The sequence below is a fragment of the Stenotrophomonas sp. 99219_Sma genome (assembly GCF_056480785.1).
This window is the reverse complement of record NZ_CM151117.1, coordinates 1,509,177-1,524,664: the sequence shown is the minus strand read 5'-3', so window position 1 is coordinate 1,524,664 and position 15,488 is coordinate 1,509,177. Positions and strand designations below refer to the sequence as shown.

Here is a 15,488-nt window from a genome sequence, read left to right as displayed (position 1 = left end):
GCATTCCGTAGAATCGAGCGAAGCGCAGTCGAGCATGGCTCGACTCTACAGAAGCAGCGGCATCAAGCCACGTAGACGGTCTTGATGTTCATGAACTCATGGATGCCGTGGTCGGCCAGCTCCCGGCCGAAACCGGACTGTTTGCTGCCGCCGAACGGAAGCCGCGCGTCGCTCTTGACGATGGCGTTGACGAACGCGGCACCGCATTCCATGCGCTGCGCGAAACGTTCGCCGCGCACCGGATCGCGCGTCCACACGCTGCCGCCCAGGCCGAAGCGGGTGTCGTTGGCCACGCGCAGTGCCTCGGCCTCGTCAGCGACACGGATCACCGCAGCCACCGGCCCGAACAGCTCCTCGTCATAGGCCGGCATGCCCGGGCCGACCTGATCGAGCACGGTGGCCGGATAGCCGGCATGTGTACCCGCAATCGGCTCACCACCCAGCAGTACCCGCGCGCCCTTGGCCACGCTGGCCTGCACCTGCTTGTGCAGTTCGTCACGCAGATCGGCACGGGCCATCGGCGCCAGCGTGGTACCGCGCTCGTCCGGATCACCGTACTGGCGCTCGCCCGCGGCTTCCACGAAGCGCCGGGTGAACTCATCGGCCACCGCCTCGACCACGATGAAGCGCTTGGCCGCGATGCAGGTCTGCCCGCTGTTGTCGAAGCGCGACTTCACCGCCGCCGCCACGGTCTTGTCGAGGTCGGCATCGTCGAGCACCACGAAGGCATCGCTGCCACCCAGCTCCATCACCGACTTCTTCAGCTGGCTGCCCGCGTTGGATGCGATCGAGCGCCCTGCCCGCTCGCTGCCGGTCAGCGTCACCGCCTTCACCCGTGCGTCGCGCAGCACCTCGGCCGCCTGGTCGTTGTCGATGTGCAGCACGTCGAACACGCCATCAGGCAGGCCGCCGTCACGGCACACCGCCAGGATCAGGTCGGCGCACTGCGGCACGTTGCTGGCGTGCTTGAGCAGGGCCACGTTGCCAGCCATGAAGGCTGGCGCGAGGAAACGGAACACCTGCCAGATCGGGAAATTCCATGGCATCACCGCGAACACGCAGCCGATCGGCTCGTAGCGCACATAGCTGCGCTGTGCTTCGGTGTCGATCAGCTGCGGCTTGAGGTAATCAGCGGCGTGGTCGGCGTAGAACTCGCAGGTCGCCGCGCACTTGTCGACCTCGGCCAGCGCCTCCGCCTTGAGCTTGCCCATCTCGTGGGTCATCGCCTGCTGCAGATCATCGCGGCGCGCACGCAGTTGGCCAGCGATCTGCTTGAGGATCGCCCCCCGCTCCTGCAGCGAGCGCTCGGCCCAGCCGGGGAAGGCATCGGCAGCAGCCTGCAGGCGCTGCTCGATGTCGGCAGCACCCATCAGTTCATGGCGGTAGGTCACCTGGCCGGTGGCCGGGTCGACAATCTCGACGGTCATGGGGGATCTCCATCTGGAAGACCCCCATTGTGCGCCGCCGGCCGTGAGCCGGATGTTGCCGACGCTGTCGACAAACCGTGTGCTCAGCCGTTTTCCTGCCGCGCCAGCTGCAGGTCGCGCTGGCGCCGTTTCTCGGCGCGGGCGTTGATGTACCAGCCGATCACCGCGGCGATCGACACCGCCGACACCAGCAGGGTGGCCAGTGCGTTGATCTTCGGGCTGATGCCCATGCGCACCGAGGCGAACACCTTCATCGGCAGCGTGGTCGAGCCCGGCGTGGCGACGAAGCTGGCCACCACCACGTCATCCAGCGACAGAGTGAACGCCAGCAGCCAGCCCGCCACCAGCGCCGGTGCGATGATCGGCAGGGTGATGCGGCCGAACACAGTCAACCGGCTGGCGCCCAGGTCCATCGCCGCCTCTTCCAGCGACAGGTCCATTTCCTGCAGCCGCGAGGACACCACCACGGTGACGAAGCACAGGGTGAAGGTGACATGGGCGATCCAGATGGTGGTCAGGCCGCGCGCCGGGAAGCCGGGAATCGCGCCCATCGAGGCCAGCAGCGCCATCAACGAGAAGCCCAGGATCACATCCGGCATCACCAGCGGCGCGGTGACCAGCGCGCCGAACAGCGGCTTGCCACGGAAGCGCTTGAAGCGCGTCATCACCATCGCCGCCAGCGTGCCCAGCACGGTGGCGGTACAAGCGGCCCAGAACGCCACCACCAGGCTGGTCCACATCGCATCCATCAGCGCGCGGTCGGCGAACAGGTCGCTGTAGGCACGGGTGGAGAACCCGGCCCAGACCATCGCCAGCCGCGAGCTGTTGAACGAATAGAACATCAACAGCAGGATCGGCAGGTACAGGAAGGCGAAGCCGAGCAGCAGCACGCCCAGCCCCAGGCCCTTTGCGCTACGCGGACTCATGCCTGCTTCCCTTCCAGCAGGCGCTGCTGGGAACGGTTGAACAGCAGGATCGGCACCAGCAGCAACAGGATCATCGCCACCGCCATCGCCGAGGCGCCCGGCCAGTTGCGGTTGTTGAAGAACTCGTTCCACAGCTGGCGGCCCACCATCAGCGTCTCCGAGCCACCCAGCATTTCCGGGATCACGAATTCACCAATGGCCGGAATCATCACCAGCATGCAGCCGGCGATGATGCCCGCCTTGGACAACGGCAGGGTGATGCGCAGGAACGCCTGCCACGGCTTGGCACCAAGGTCGTAGGCGGCTTCCAGCAGGCGGTGGTCATGCTTGACCAGATTGGCGTACAGCGGCAGCACCATGAACGGCAGATAGCAGTAGACGATGCCGATATAGGCGGCGGTCGGGGTGTCGATCAGCTGCAGTTTCGGCAGGCCCATCGACGTCATCAGCGTCTGCAGGCCGGTGAACTGCAGGAACTGGTCGAGCAGGCCGTTGCGGTCCAGGATCGCCTTCCATGCATACACGCGGATCAGGAACGAGGTCCACGACGGCAGCACCACCAGCATCATTGCCACGTTGCGTGCGGCGGGCGACAGGCGGGCGATGGCATAGGCCATCGGGTAGCCGATCAGCAGGGTCAGGAAGGTCGAGATCGCCGCGATCTTGATCGAGCTCAGGAACGCCTGCGCATAGATCGAATCGCGGAACAGCGCCAGGTAGTTTTCCAGGTTCAGCTTCAGCGAGAAGCCGCCATCGGCGTACTGCAGCAGCCAGGTGTACGGCGGCGAGCCGACCCGGCTGAGCGAGAAGCTGATCATCAGCACGATCAGGAACGGCACTGCGAAGAACAGCAGCAGCCACAGATACGGAATGCCGATCACCGTGGCACGCAGCCCCGGCAACCAGCGCTTCAGGCCGGCGACGCTCATGAGGTCAGCACCACGCCGTCGTTGTCGCGCCAGTGCACCCACACCTCGTCGCCCCAGGTGAGGCCATCACTGGCCCAGCGCTGCGAGTTGGCGAAGTTGGCCAGCACCTTGGCACCGCTGGGCAGGCGCACGTGGTACACCGAGTGGCTGCCGAAATAGGCAATGTCCTCGATCACGCCCTGTGCCTTGTTGGTGTGCCCTTCCGGCTCGTCCTTGCCGATCATCACCTTTTCCGGGCGAAGCGCGAACGCGACCGGCTGCCCTTCATAGCCGGTGATGCCATGGGCGATGTAGATCGGCGCCGGGAACAGCGGCGAGCGCACGGTCACGTACTCGGGAAGGTCCTCGTCGATCACCCCGTCGAACAGGTTGACCGAACCGATGAACTCGGCGACGAAGCGGTTGGCCGGCTGCTCGTAGACCTCGTCCGGCTTGCCGACCTGCTGGATCCAGCCGGCATCCATCACCGCGATGCGGGTGGCCATGGTCATCGCTTCTTCCTGATCGTGGGTGACCATCACGCAGGTCACACCCGACGATTCGATGATGCTGACCAGTTCCAGCTGCATCTGCGAGCGCAGTTTCTTGTCCAGCGCGCCCATCGGCTCGTCCAGCAACAGCAGCTTCGGCCCTTTGGCCAGCGACCGCGCCAGTGCCACGCGCTGCTGCTGGCCGCCGGACAGCTGATGCGGCTTGCGCTTGCCCAGGTGCCCCATCTGCACCAGGTCCAGCATCTCGCCGACGCGCTTGTTGATCGCGTCCTTACCCAGGCCATCCTGCTTCAGGCCGAAGGCGATGTTCTGCTCGACCGTCATGTGCGGGAACAGGGCGTAGGACTGGAACATCATGTTGACCGGCCGCTGGTACGGCGGCAGCGCGTCCAGGCGCTGGCCATCGAGGGTGATGCTGCCCTTGGTAGGCGTCTCAAAGCCGCCGAGGCAGCGCAGCAGGGTCGATTTGCCACTGCCGGAGCCACCGAGCAGGGCAAAGATCTCGCCCTTGCGCACGTCCAGGTTGACGTCGTCGACGGCGACGAAACCGTCGAATTCCTTGCGCAGGTCACGAATGGAGAGATAGCCGGGCGCACCGGTCGTGTCGACGACGGTGGCTACCGGCTGGGCTTCAACGGGCATGGGGGCTCCGGGAGCGGGCGGTGGACAGCGGCCGCCATTCTAACGGCCGGGGGGCCCAGGGGATATGACGGCGGCAGGCGGAAGCGGCCGCTGGCCAGCCCCGGGGGCCCTGGGAGTGTCGGTTTTCCCCCGCCATGGTGGCCTGTCCGCGCAAAGGCCCGGGCTCCCCTGGACGCCCCTGCGGTCGTCCCGGCCAGACACCACAGGCGACGCCTCGATCTGCAACGTTTTTCAGAACCGGATCTGTTGAAGGCCCGGGGCATTCCCCGCGCAATGGCCCGGATCAAGCCCCTGCATGGACCCATCCTGGTGACTTCCCCGGACCGCCCCTCCCCTTTCCCGCCCCGCATGCCGGGCTCCCTGCCTGCAACGCTGCCGCTGGTCATCATCGGCGCCGGCCAGGCCGGGCTGTCCCTCAGCGCGCTCCTGCAGGAAGCCGGCGTCGAGCATCGCGTGCTGGAGGCCGAAACCGTGGGCGCCAGCTGGCAGCGGCGCTGGGATTCGTTCCAGACCAACACCGCCAACGCGACGATGGCCCTGCACGGCCATGCCTATGCGGGTGACGACCCGGAAGGTTTCATGGGGGCCCCCGAGGTGATCCGGCGGCTGCGCGACTATGCCGACGAACGTTCGTTGCCGATCAGCGAAGGTTGTGCGGTTCAGCGGGTCACGCCCGAATCGGGCGGCTATGCCATCGAAACCAGCCACGGATTGATCCGCGCTGGGGCGGTTGTGGTCGCCACCGGCGAGTACCGGCGCGCGCGGATGCCCCGGGTCCCGTTCGCGCCCGCGCGGGGTCTGACGGTGCTGCACTCCGGCGACTACCGCAGCCCCCGCCAGCTGCCCGACGGCGGCGTGCTGGTCATCGGTGGCGGCCAGTCCGGCGCGCAGATCGCCCAGGACCTGCGCGACAGCGGTCGCAGCGTGCACTGGTCACTGGCCCAGCGGCATTCGCATACCCGCCGGCTGCGCGGCAAGGACTCGATGACCTGGTGGGACATGGCCGGGCGTATCCACCAGCATGTGAGTGAAGCGGCCGCCGTCCTGGCCGGAGAACCGGATGCGCTGCGCAAGGCCCGTACCGCCGAATTCCCGCTGATTTCCGGCAAGGGGCGTGCCGGCCTGGGCAGCTCGATCAGCCTGCTGGCGATGCACCGCGCAGGCATCAGGCTGCTGGGTCGGTTGCAGGGCTTCGATGGAAACGTCGCCCGCTTCGCCGATGTGCGCCCGCAGCTGCGCACCGCGATCGAGGCGACACGGACCGAATATGCCTATCTCGATTCGCTGGCCAGCGCGTACTACGCCACGCGGCCCGAACCGCGCACCGACGATGCCCGCTACATTCCCGACGAGGTCTATCTGCATTGGGAGCCGGACGCCGCCCCGCGTGAACTGGATCTGCGGACGGAAGGCATCCGTTCGGTGGTGCTGGCCACCGGCTTCGTCGCCGAATGGCCGTGGCTCGACGTGCAGGGCGTGCTGGACGCACATGGCTATCCGCTCGGCGAGTTCGGCGTTTCACCGCATCCGGGGCTGTTCTTCATCGGCATGCACAACCTGCAGCGGATGAGTTCGTCGTTCCTGTGCAACGGCGGTCGCGATGCACGTGACCTGTTGCCGGCGATCCTGCGGCACCTTGACCAGGGCGGCGGTACCGCGCCCGGCCAAGGATGAAGCAATCCGCCGGGCATGGCCCGGCGGCGCCAGACCGGCTTAACGGCCGGTCTTCACCTCGGTCCACAGCCGGGTGTAGAGCTTGTCGGTTTCCGGCGTGTTGATCGAGTACGTGAACATCTTCGCGGCCACGTCGGCCGGCGGGTAGATGGTCGGGTCGGTACGGATCGCCTCATCCACCAGCGGGGTCGCGGTCGGCACCGGGTTGGCGTAGTGGATGAAGTTGGTGTTGGCCGCGGCAACCTTCGGCTGCAGCAGGTAATTGATGAAGGCGTACGCGGCTTCCGGATGCTTGGCGTCCTTCGGGATCGCCAGCATGTCGAACCACTGCGGGGCGCCTTCCTTCGGGATCGAGTAGGCCACGTGCACGCCATTGCTGGCTTCCTCGGCGCGGTCGCGGGCCTGGATGATGTCACCCGACCAGCCCACCACCAGGCAGGTGCCGCCATTGGCCAGCGAACCCACGTACTGCGAGGAGTGGAAATTCTGCACGTAAGGGCGGATCGACTTCAGCAGGTCGGCCGCCTTCTGCAGCTCGGCCGGGTCGCCGCTGTGCGGGTCCAGGCCCAGGTAATGCAGCGCGATCGGAATCATGTCCGCCGGCGTGTCCAGGATGGTCACGCCGCAGTCCTTCATCTTGCTGATGTTCTCCGGCTTGAACACCAGGTCCCAGCTGTTGGCGATGTCGGTGCTGCCGCCGAAGCGCTGCTTCAGCATCTCCACGTTGTAGCCGATGCCGGTGGTGCCGATCATGTACGGCACGCCGTACTGGTTGCCCGGGTCCTGGGTGGCGATGCGCTTCATCACCGCCGGATCGAGGTTGGCCAGGTTCGGGATCTTGCTCTTGTCCAGCGGCAGGAACACGCCGGCCTGGATCTGGCGACCGAAGAAGTTCAGGGTCGGCACCACCACGTCGTAGCCGCTGTTGCCGGCCAGCAGCTTGGTCTCGACCATCTCATCACTGTCGAACACATCGTAGGTCACCTTGATGCCGCTCTCCTTCTCGAAGGTCGGGATGGTGTCCTCGGCGATGTAATCGCTGTAGTTGTAGACGTTCAGGACCTGGCTGTCCTGCGCGCCGCCGTTGCCACCGCTGCAGGCGGCGAGCATGGCGGAGGCCAGGCCGAGCGTGAGGATACGCAGCTTCATCGGGTGCTCCAGAATGCGGGAAGGGGGGCCGGCGGGGCCGGCAACGGGTGCCAGCCTACCCCCCGGCGGCGGATTTTTCTATTCCAGATGCTCAGACGTTCAGCAGCAGGAACTCGCGCTCCCACGAACTGATGACACGGAAAAAGGTCTCGTATTCCTTGCGCTTGACCGAGATGTAGGCACGGCAGAAGCGCTCGCCCAGCAGGGCCTGCAGCTCGCTGCACTGCTCCAGCCCGTCCAGCGCTTCGCCCAGCGAGCGCGGCAGGTTGTAGCCCAGTTCCTTGGCGCTGCCGGTCACCGGCGCATCCGGTGCCAGCCGCTCGCGGATGCCCAGCAGGCCGCAGGCCAGGGTCGCCGCCATCGCCAGGTACGGGTTGGCATCGGACCCGGCGAAACGGCTTTCCACGCGCATGTTCTCCGGCGTGTCCAGCGGCACACGCAGCCCGCAGGTGCGGTTGTCATAGCCCCAGTGCACGTTGCTCGGCGAGACCTCGCCGAACACCAGCCGGCGATAGGAATTCACGTTCGGCGCAAAGAAGGCCATCGCCTGCGGCACGTACTTCTGCAGGCCGCCCAGGTAGTGGCCGAACACCGGGCTGAACTCGCCCTCGGCATGGGTCTCACCGGCGAACACATTGCTGCCATCGCTCACCCGCACCAGGCTCTGGTGGATGTGCATGGCGCTGCCCGGCTCGTTTTCCATCGGCTTGGCCAGGAACGTGGCATACACCCCGTGGCGCATCGCCGCTTCGCGCATGGTGCGCTTGAACAGGAATACCTGGTCGGCCAGGTCCATCGCATCGGCATGGGTGAAGTTGACCTCCAGCTGTGCCGCGCCGGATTCGTGGATCAGCGTGTCCACGTCCAGCTTCATCGCATCAGCGTAGTCGTACATCAGGTCGAGAATCGGGTCGAATTCGTTGACCGCATCGATCGAGTACGACTGCCGCGCGGTTTCCGGACGCCCGGAGCGGCCGGCCGGTGGCAGCAGCGGGAAGTCCGGGTCGGTGTTCTTCTGCACCAGGAAGAACTCCAGCTCCGGCGCCACCACCGGGCGCAGGCCCAGCTCGGCGTAGGCCGCCAGCACGCGGCGCAGCACGTTGCGCGGTGCCAGCTCGTGCGGCTCACCGCTCTTGGTGTAGCAATCGTGGATGACCTGCGCGGTGGCATCGGCCGCCCACGGCACCATGCGCACCGTGTCCGGATCGGGGCGCAGCATCATGTCCGAGTCCGACGGCGAGGTCAGGTCGTAGTAATCGTCAGGGAACTCGCCGGTGACGGTGGTGGCGAAGATGCCTTCGGGCAGCCGCGTGCCGTAGTCGTGCGAGAACTTGTCAGCCGGAATGATCTTGCCGCGCGCGTTGCCGGTGATGTCCGGCACCAGGCACTCGACCTCGGTGATGCGCCGCTCCTTCAGCCAACGCAGCAGACTGCTTTCCTGCGGTGCGGGGGGCGTAGCCGTCTTGCGCGGGCGCGTTCGGGAACTCATCGGGAATCCAGTCGGTTCTGTTGGTGCTGCCGGCAAGCTTGGCCGAACGCACGGAAAATAGCGTGATAGAACGGCGAATCCATGACACGCCACTCCGGGTGCCACTGTACGCCGAGCACGAAACCATGGTGCAGGCTGCGTGCCGCCTCGACCAGGCCATCATCGGCCACGGCTTCGACCTGGAGCCCCTGCGCCAGGCGGGCGATACCCTGCCCGTGTACCGAATTGACCTGCGTCCGGTCACTGCCGCTCCACCGCGCCAACCAGCCATCAGCGGCCAGGGTGACCGTGTGGGCCGGCCCGTACTGCACCTCCACCGGCGCCTGCGGGTCTTCGCGATGGTCGGCCAGACCAGGCACCGCGTGCACCTGCGGATGCAGGTTGCCACCCAGCGCGACGTTCAGCTCCTGGAAGCCGCGGCAGATCGCCAGCACCGGCAGGTCCAACGCCAGCGCTTCGCGCAGCAGCCCGAAGGCATTGGCATCGCGGGCCGGGTCGTGCGGATTGCCTGGCCAGCTGCGGCCGCCCTCGTAGTGCTGCGGTTCGATGTTGCTGACCGCGCCGGTCAACAGCAGGCCATCGAGCCCCTGCAGCCATTCGCCAGCCGGCAAAGGAGGCTGCAGGCTCGGCAACACAACCGGGGTCACCTCGGCCGCCTCGGCCAGCGCGCGCACGTACTTCTCGCCGGCCACCGCGAAGCGGTGATGGCCGAGCACGGTGCTGTCGGTGGGCAGGCCCACCCAGGGCAGGCGGCGCATGGGAAAACTCCTTGGCGTGCCGACACGTTACCCGTCGCCCGGCGAACGCGGCAAGTCGTCGCCGTCACACCATGGCCGTCACGCATCGGCGAAACTAAGCGCGTGAACGCTGATCGCCCTCCCCCGCTCCGCCCGTCCGTACTGCGCCCGCAAGGCCTGCGATGAGCGCCGCCTTCCCGCCCAGCTGGTACGCCGCCAGCTTGCCCGAGCCGCCCGCACTTCCCTCGCTGCAGGGGAATGTGCAGGCCGATGTCGCAGTGCTTGGCGCGGGCTACACCGGCCTGACCGCAGCACTGGAACTGGCTACGCGTGGCCAGCGCGTGGTGGTGCTGGACGCGCAGCGGATCGGTTGGGGCGCGTCCGGTCGCAACGGTGGCCAGGCGCTGGTGGGCTATGGCTGCGAGGTGGACGAGCTGGAGCGCCAGCTCGGCCGCGACGATGCACGCCACCTGTTCGACTGGTCGCGTGACGCGGTGCAGGCGATGCGCACCCGCATCGATCGCCACGGCATCGACTGCCATTGGGTGGAAGGCCATGCCAGCGTCGCCATCCGCGAACGGCATGAGCGTGAACTACTGGCCAACTGCGAGCACCTGCAGCGCCACTACGACTACCCGATGCAATGGTGGAACCGTGATGCCCTGCGCGCGCAGCTGGACAGCCCACGCTACCGCGCCGCGATGTTCGACCCGCTCAGCGCGCACCTGCAACCGCTGGCGTATGCACGCGGGTTGGCCGACGCGGCGCGCGCCGCCGGCGTGGTGATCCACGAGAACTCCGCGGTGACCCGCGTGCAGCGGGGACCACAGCCTTCCCTGCATACCGCTCAGGGCAGCGTGCGCGCTGCGCATCTGGTGGTGGCCGGCAACGCCTGGCTGCAGGGCCTGCTGCCCGTGCTGGAGCGGCGGATCATGCCGGTCGGCACCTATATCGGCGCCAGCGAACCGCTGGGTGCTGAACGCGCCCGGGCGCTGATCGGCAACAACATGGCCGTGGCCGACACCGCATGGGCTCTGGACTACTTCCGCCTCAGCCACGACCACCGCCTGCTGTTCGGCGGCCGCGCCAGCTACTCGGCCCTGCCCCCACCGGGCCTGCGCGGGGTGATGCAACGGCGCATGCACCAGGTGTTCCCACAGCTGGCCGACGTGGCACTGGACCAGGTCTGGGGTGGTTATGTGGACATTACCCGCAACCGCGCCCCGCATTGGGGCCGGCTGGACGGCAATCTGTACTTCGCGCAAGGGTTCTCGGGGCATGGCGTGGCCGCCGCCGGGCTGGCCGGCGAGGTGATCGCCGCTGCCATTGCCGGCCAGAGCGAGCGCCTGGACGTGTTCCAGCGCCTGCGGCATGCGCCCTTCCCCGGTGGCCGGCTGCTGCGCACGCCGCTGCTGGTGGCGGCGATGTCGTGGTACAAGCTGCGGGATGCGTTGTGGTGAACATCCGGCATTTACGCGTGTATGGAACGTTCTGAAGAACACATCGAAGCGCTCATCGTGCAGCACGCGTCACAGATTTTCACGCAACATCTGTGATGGACGGTTCCTCAGTTTCCTAAATGCGTAGCTGCGCAATTGCATAATCGTTCGCAGACCGATACCGTCCTGAAAACCGGGCCCCGCGGCGAATGGATGCTGACAGGGGACACGTAGGAGAAGGGGACGCGCGATTGGACTGGTGGAAAGAAGGATTGTTGCTGAAGGTGCGCATTCGTCCGGCTGGCCTGATGCTGGCCTTGATCTATGCAGTTGCTTATTGGGCAACCCGACAGTTGTCGCTTGATCAGTTCTATTTACCAGCCGGCATCCGGGTGGCAGCCGTGCTGCTGTGCCCGCCGCGCCTTTGGCCCTATCTGCTGTTGGGCGAATATGCGTACTTTGCACAATCCCGTGTGCCGATGATCGAGAAGTACGGCCTGACGTGGGTCATCGTTGCCTCCGCGTTCCTCATGCCAGCGGTGATGCTGATTGTGAAGCTGCAACGGCGGCTGATGGCAGAGTCGCAGACGATCGGCCTTTTGCTGGTTGCCGCCGCTTCCAGTGTCGTTATCACTCTGCTCAACCTGAGCTTTTCCCATCTGCTTTGGCCAACGCCCCCATCCACGCCCTTCCTGACCAATGCGGCTCGCTACAGTGTGGGTGACTTCATCGGCATTCTGACGGTGGCCCCCATCGCCATGCTGTGGGCGCGACAGGACGTGGAGCAGCAGTGGAGCGGGCTAAGAAAAGTCCCGATGCTGGCATCACTTTCATTGATGCTGCTGATCGGGATAGCTGCGACTCAACTGCCCACAGAGTGGATTGCATTGAAGGCAACGTTCCTGCTGCTGTTGGCACTCCCAGCGACCACGCTTACCTGCCTGTACGGCTGGAAGGGCGCTGCCCTTGCAGTTCCGGCAATCAACATGGTTATCGGTCTGACCACGCCCAACACCCATCCAACCGCATTCGATCCAGCGGCCTTCATCACTCAGCAGATCATGGCGATCAGCGGCATCGCATTGCTACTGCTCGGGTCACGCATTACCCACTTCTACCACCGCTACAGACTGCGCGAGATGGGAGAAAGGGACGCTATCCATCTTGCCAGGAGCTCGCAATTAGCCAGCGAGATGGAGTTGCGTGAACGCGCCCTGCATCTTCGCAAGCTCGGCGACGGCATCGATACTTCGCTGGTTGAACTGGCCAACTGGCTCATGGCCCAGGGACATCACGCAGTGGCCAGCAGCCTTTTGCATACCTCAAATGCCCATTCGCGGCTGTTTCGCGAACAGACAAGCATGGTCTATCCCTCGGGCTTGGAGCACCTTGGGCTGTACGTGGCCTTGCAGGCTGGTGGCATCCGTGAGTCATGGAAGCTGACGGAGCGCGTTCTTCGCCCGGATCTGAAAGGTGACCCCTGTAACCTGAGCGTGGAACTGCAGTTGGCTGCCTACCGGACACTCATTGATGCGGTCTCCATTCTTCTCAAGCATGAAGGTGGTCAAATTCGCATTCGTGCGAGATGCGGCAGAATGGGCTCAAGGCGCGGAATCCTCATGGTCGTGTCACTACTGGATCCGCATGGGCGCCTTTCCCAGCAGACAACCATGACCGCGTTCGAGCGACTGACCGGGCGAACCCTCGCCTATGACGGGACCGTTGACTGCTATCGCAACCGGGTCAGGATTCTGTTCCTCGACCGCAGAACCAATCTTGAGGCCACGCCCAGCAATCCATCGCCGTACAACTGTCCGGCACCTTCTGCGCTGCAGTAGTGCATTTCACAGTCAAGCGACCGGATCGAGCCAAAACAGTGAAATGGCATCAGGATGTCCCACACCACCCTGTTCCAGGATGTCACGGGCACCCGGCGAGCACCGGGCGCCCATGCAATCCGATGCTGAGGCTCGCCGATATCCCGGCAACAAGCCCTATCAAGGTGCCTCTACCGCCCACAACGTATCAGCTCCGCTCGCATATCTGACGAGCGTGAATGCAGCAGCCCGATAGATAACCGTTCTGGTGCCCTTACTGGGAACAGGCAGGCGCTGTTCCGGCAACGATACCTTTGCGGATGGATCACCTGCGGGCAGTACCCAGAACGTTCCGGCAGCATTGCCGATCACAATGTGCACGCGCCCCGCGAGATCATTCACCTGGAAATAGTCCATGCCATCGCGCTCGAACCCGTAGACCAGCCAACCGGGATCCACGCTCAGGTTTTCCGCCAGCGGAATCGACTGACCGAGCCCTCTGGCAGCCATCTTGACTCCATGGTCATCACCCGGGGCTAAAGCAAAAACGGACAACGGCACCAACATCAACGCACCAGCAAATGCATGAATTCGTGAATTTCTCACACTGACCTCCAGGTTGGATGCAATTTGCATCATGAAGGATGCTACCCAATTCCATCAGCATATACCGGGGCGCACTCCTTAGCGTCTGTCGGACATAATCCGCTGGGGCCATGCAAACCCATGCCCCAGTTGCGTCCGAAGCCGCCGATACCTGTCCCAAAACATTTGCAATCGAGCTAGCGCCCAAGCTTGCCGTGCTGTAGGTCGCTATCGATGGCGACCACGGTGCCCCCCGTGTCGGTGAACATCCGGGTGCGTTCGCAGGCATGCTGCTCGCGGCGATAGCACGCCGAACAACATCAATCGCCAAGCATGGTTGGTACAGCGACTGAAACGCGATCAGAGCGTCGCCACACTGGTTGTGGATGATTCACCGTCCGCACGTGGCCAAGCCGCCACGCTACTGCGCGTTTACGGTCACGATGTATGAGAAGCGGCCGATGGCAGCTCAGAGGGGGGCAGACACCTCGATTGCACCTATCTCCAACTGCCGATAGTGTCTGCGGAAGTAGCCAGCCATTATTGGCTGGGAGACGAGAGGTTCGGACTTGGACCGATTCAATAAGGCAATTGAACTGAGTTTCCGGATCCGTCCGGTCGGTCTCGTGCTGGCCGCCGTCTATGCGGCCAGCTGCCTCATATCGCGTCAGTTCTCGCTCGATCAGTTCTTCCTGCCCGCAGGCATCCGGGCAGCGGCACTGCTGATCGTCCCGCCCCGCTTGTGGCCCTACCTGTTGCTGGGCGAATACATCTACTTCGCGACGCTGCGCATCCCCATGATTGATGCCTACGGCTTGGCGTGGGTCATCCTGGCGTCAACACTGTTGATGCCGATGGCGATGCTGGTGGTCCACCTTCACCTCAGGAGAATACCGTCCGAGGCCGCCACCGGTCTCTGGCTGCTGTCGTTGTCGATCTGCACGGCACTGTTCGTCCCGGGTCTCAACCTGAGCATTTCATATGTCCTCTGGTCGAACCCTCCGCCGAGCAACCTGCTGGACGCAGTCGACCGAACGCTCTTTGGTCACTTCGCGGCCATCATTACCCTGCTCCCGCTGGCCTTCCTTTGGGCGCAGCGGCACGCGGATCCCAGGTGGAGCACCCGCTTTGTTGCGCCTACAGCTGCGGCGATCCTGGCGACGCTGATACTGGGATTGGGCATGCAGCTGACAGACAGTAGCGCACATACCACCCGCACACACCTTGTCCTGCTGGCGGCTCTACCTGCCATCGCCCTGACCTTCATGCATGGCTGGCGCGGCGCTGCCATCGCGATTCCGCTGTTGAATCTCCCACTTCACGGCGCTACGCCCAGTACCGGCCTGCCCTCCTCTTTCGACCTCGGTACGTTCGCCACCCAGCAGAACATGGCGGTGATGAGTGTCGCGCTGCTCGCGCTCGGGTCCAGCATCAGCTACCACCATCAGCGCGCCCGGTCCCGCGGCCTGGCCGAAGAAACGACGCTGCGCCTGGCACGCAGTTCCCACCAGACCAGCGAGCGGGAGCTGCGTGAACGGGCCGTCCATCTGAAGCATCTGAGCGACGGCATGGACAGCTCGCTCGTTGAAATGGTCAGCTGGCTGAAGGCTCAGGGCCATCATGCAGTGGCGAACAGCCTGCAACACGCTTCATCCGTGCACTCACGTCTGTTCCGCGAGCAGGCCAGCATGGTGTACCCCACTGGATTGGAACAGGTCGGGTTGTACATCGCGCTGCAAGCAGGCGGCGCATGCGAGATCTGGAACAACACGCATCGCGTCATTCCGCCCAGGCTGGCGGGTAACCCCTGCCTGCTGACTGTGGATCTGCAACTGGCCATCTACCGCTCCTTGATCGAGGCGGTGTCACTGCTGCTGGAGCTGGAGACTGGGCAGGTCTGCGTGCGTGCCCGAAGTGGCCAGGCGGGCGGACGTCGCGGCATCGTTGCTATCGTGAGCCTGCTCGACCGTGGTTGCACGCTATCGGCACGCACCACCGACCAGGCCGTCGAGCGTCTGGCCGGACGGATGCTTGCCTACGGCGGAACGGTCCACTGCCGGGGCAATCGCCTGCGACTGGTCCTGCATGAATCGATCACCCACGCCTCGCCAGCGGCGGCCTGACACGGGATCTGGCCCGGCGCGCAACGTTCGCCGCTAAAGTTACACCCGAAACCGCCGCTA

General features: G+C 65.0%; 12 protein-coding genes and 1 pseudogene. 5 read left to right on the top strand and 8 right to left on the bottom strand.

The features are described from left to right. Window positions 1–62: 62 nt before the first annotated feature. From ACZK13_RS06910 to ACZK13_RS06895, 4 genes are all read right to left on the bottom strand, one after another. Window positions 63–1,427 carry an NAD-dependent succinate-semialdehyde dehydrogenase gene (locus ACZK13_RS06910; RefSeq protein WP_478482390.1) on the bottom strand — a complete coding sequence of 455 codons (1,365 nt, stop codon included), beginning with the start codon at window positions 1,425–1,427 and terminating at the stop codon, window positions 63–65. A gap of 83 nt (window positions 1,428–1,510) precedes the next feature. Beyond that, on the bottom strand, window positions 1,511–2,353 hold the full coding sequence (locus tag ACZK13_RS06905) for an ABC transporter permease subunit (RefSeq protein WP_478482389.1): 843 nt from the start codon (window positions 2,351–2,353) through the stop codon (window positions 1,511–1,513). Further along, window positions 2,350–3,282, bottom strand: a complete 933-nt coding sequence (locus ACZK13_RS06900; protein ID WP_049399899.1) for an ABC transporter permease subunit — start codon at window positions 3,280–3,282, stop codon at window positions 2,350–2,352. The genes ACZK13_RS06905 and ACZK13_RS06900 overlap by 4 nt, the downstream gene beginning before the upstream one ends. Further along, entirely contained in the window at window positions 3,279–4,415 is a 1,137-nt protein-coding gene (locus ACZK13_RS06895) for an ABC transporter ATP-binding protein (protein WP_180837461.1), read from the bottom strand. Before ACZK13_RS06895 ends, ACZK13_RS06900 begins: the two co-directional genes overlap by 4 nt. 273 nt (window positions 4,416–4,688) lie before the next feature. Here ACZK13_RS06895 and ACZK13_RS06890 point away from each other — a divergent pair, with 273 nt between their 5' ends. Continuing rightward, window positions 4,689–6,089 (top strand): flavin-containing monooxygenase, encoded by a 1,401-nt coding sequence (locus tag ACZK13_RS06890; protein WP_125893503.1) that lies wholly within the window; start codon window positions 4,689–4,691, stop codon window positions 6,087–6,089. Window positions 6,090–6,128: 39 nt separating this feature from the next. Here ACZK13_RS06890 and ACZK13_RS06885 read toward each other — a convergent pair whose 3' ends face one another. The 3 genes from ACZK13_RS06885 to ACZK13_RS06875 form a co-directional block, all read right to left on the bottom strand. Then, window positions 6,129–7,238 carry a polyamine ABC transporter substrate-binding protein gene (locus tag ACZK13_RS06885; RefSeq protein WP_125893501.1) on the bottom strand — a complete coding sequence of 370 codons (1,110 nt, stop codon included), beginning with the start codon at window positions 7,236–7,238 and terminating at the stop codon, window positions 6,129–6,131. Window positions 7,239–7,329: 91 nt separating this feature from the next. Continuing rightward, entirely contained in the window at window positions 7,330–8,727 is a 1,398-nt protein-coding gene (locus ACZK13_RS06880; protein WP_049423285.1) for a glutamine synthetase family protein, read from the bottom strand. Beyond that, window positions 8,724–9,485 carry a gamma-glutamyl-gamma-aminobutyrate hydrolase family protein gene (locus ACZK13_RS06875; protein WP_478482388.1) on the bottom strand — a complete coding sequence of 254 codons (762 nt, stop codon included), beginning with the start codon at window positions 9,483–9,485 and terminating at the stop codon, window positions 8,724–8,726. The genes ACZK13_RS06880 and ACZK13_RS06875 overlap by 4 nt, the downstream gene beginning before the upstream one ends. Window positions 9,486–9,646: 161 nt before the next feature. On the opposite strand from ACZK13_RS06875, the gene ACZK13_RS06870 reads away from it, so the two are divergent. After that, window positions 9,647–10,924: an NAD(P)/FAD-dependent oxidoreductase gene (locus ACZK13_RS06870; RefSeq protein WP_478482387.1), complete on the top strand. Its 1,278-nt coding sequence runs from the start codon at window positions 9,647–9,649 to the stop codon at window positions 10,922–10,924. 188 nt (window positions 10,925–11,112) lie between these two features. After that, on the top strand, window positions 11,113–12,741 hold the full coding sequence (locus ACZK13_RS06865) for an MASE1 domain-containing protein (RefSeq protein ID WP_478482386.1): 1,629 nt from the start codon (window positions 11,113–11,115) through the stop codon (window positions 12,739–12,741). 159 nt (window positions 12,742–12,900) lie between these two features. Here ACZK13_RS06865 and ACZK13_RS06860 read toward each other — a convergent pair whose 3' ends face one another. Beyond that, on the bottom strand, window positions 12,901–13,356 hold the full coding sequence (locus ACZK13_RS06860) for a hypothetical protein (RefSeq protein ID WP_253143304.1): 456 nt from the start codon (window positions 13,354–13,356) through the stop codon (window positions 12,901–12,903). 253 nt (window positions 13,357–13,609) lie between these two features. On the opposite strand from ACZK13_RS06860, the pseudogene ACZK13_RS06855 reads away from it, so the two are divergent. Further along, window positions 13,610–13,753: pseudogene (locus ACZK13_RS06855) on the top strand (diguanylate cyclase response regulator); the annotation flags it as partial. A 121-nt stretch (window positions 13,754–13,874) separates the two neighbouring features. Further along, a complete protein-coding gene (locus ACZK13_RS06850) occupies window positions 13,875–15,428 on the top strand; it encodes an MASE1 domain-containing protein (RefSeq protein WP_253143305.1) in 1,554 nt (517 codons plus the stop codon). The last annotated feature ends 60 nt before the right edge of the window (window positions 15,429–15,488 follow it).

Bases quoted from the DNA above. Each gene is read 5' to 3' on its own strand.
- ACZK13_RS06910 (WP_478482390.1), bottom strand. From the start codon at position 1,427: ATGACCGTCGAGATTGTCGACCCGGCCACCGGCCAGGTGACCTACCGC.
- ACZK13_RS06905 (WP_478482389.1), bottom strand. From the start codon at position 2,353: ATGAGTCCGCGTAGCGCAAAGGGCCTGGGGCTGGGCGTGCTGCTGCTC.
- ACZK13_RS06900 (WP_049399899.1), bottom strand. From the start codon at position 3,282: ATGAGCGTCGCCGGCCTGAAGCGCTGGTTGCCGGGGCTGCGTGCCACG.
- ACZK13_RS06895 (WP_180837461.1), bottom strand. From the start codon at position 4,415: ATGCCCGTTGAAGCCCAGCCGGTAGCCACCGTCGTCGACACGACCGGT.
- ACZK13_RS06890 (WP_125893503.1), top strand. From the start codon at position 4,689: ATGGCCCGGATCAAGCCCCTGCATGGACCCATCCTGGTGACTTCCCCG.
- ACZK13_RS06885 (WP_125893501.1), bottom strand. From the start codon at position 7,238: ATGAAGCTGCGTATCCTCACGCTCGGCCTGGCCTCCGCCATGCTCGCC.
- ACZK13_RS06880 (WP_049423285.1), bottom strand. From the start codon at position 8,727: ATGAGTTCCCGAACGCGCCCGCGCAAGACGGCTACGCCCCCCGCACCG.
- ACZK13_RS06875 (WP_478482388.1), bottom strand. From the start codon at position 9,485: ATGCGCCGCCTGCCCTGGGTGGGCCTGCCCACCGACAGCACCGTGCTC.
- ACZK13_RS06870 (WP_478482387.1), top strand. From the start codon at position 9,647: ATGAGCGCCGCCTTCCCGCCCAGCTGGTACGCCGCCAGCTTGCCCGAG.
- ACZK13_RS06865 (WP_478482386.1), top strand. From the start codon at position 11,113: ATGGATGCTGACAGGGGACACGTAGGAGAAGGGGACGCGCGATTGGAC.
- ACZK13_RS06860 (WP_253143304.1), bottom strand. From the start codon at position 13,356: ATGCAAATTGCATCCAACCTGGAGGTCAGTGTGAGAAATTCACGAATT.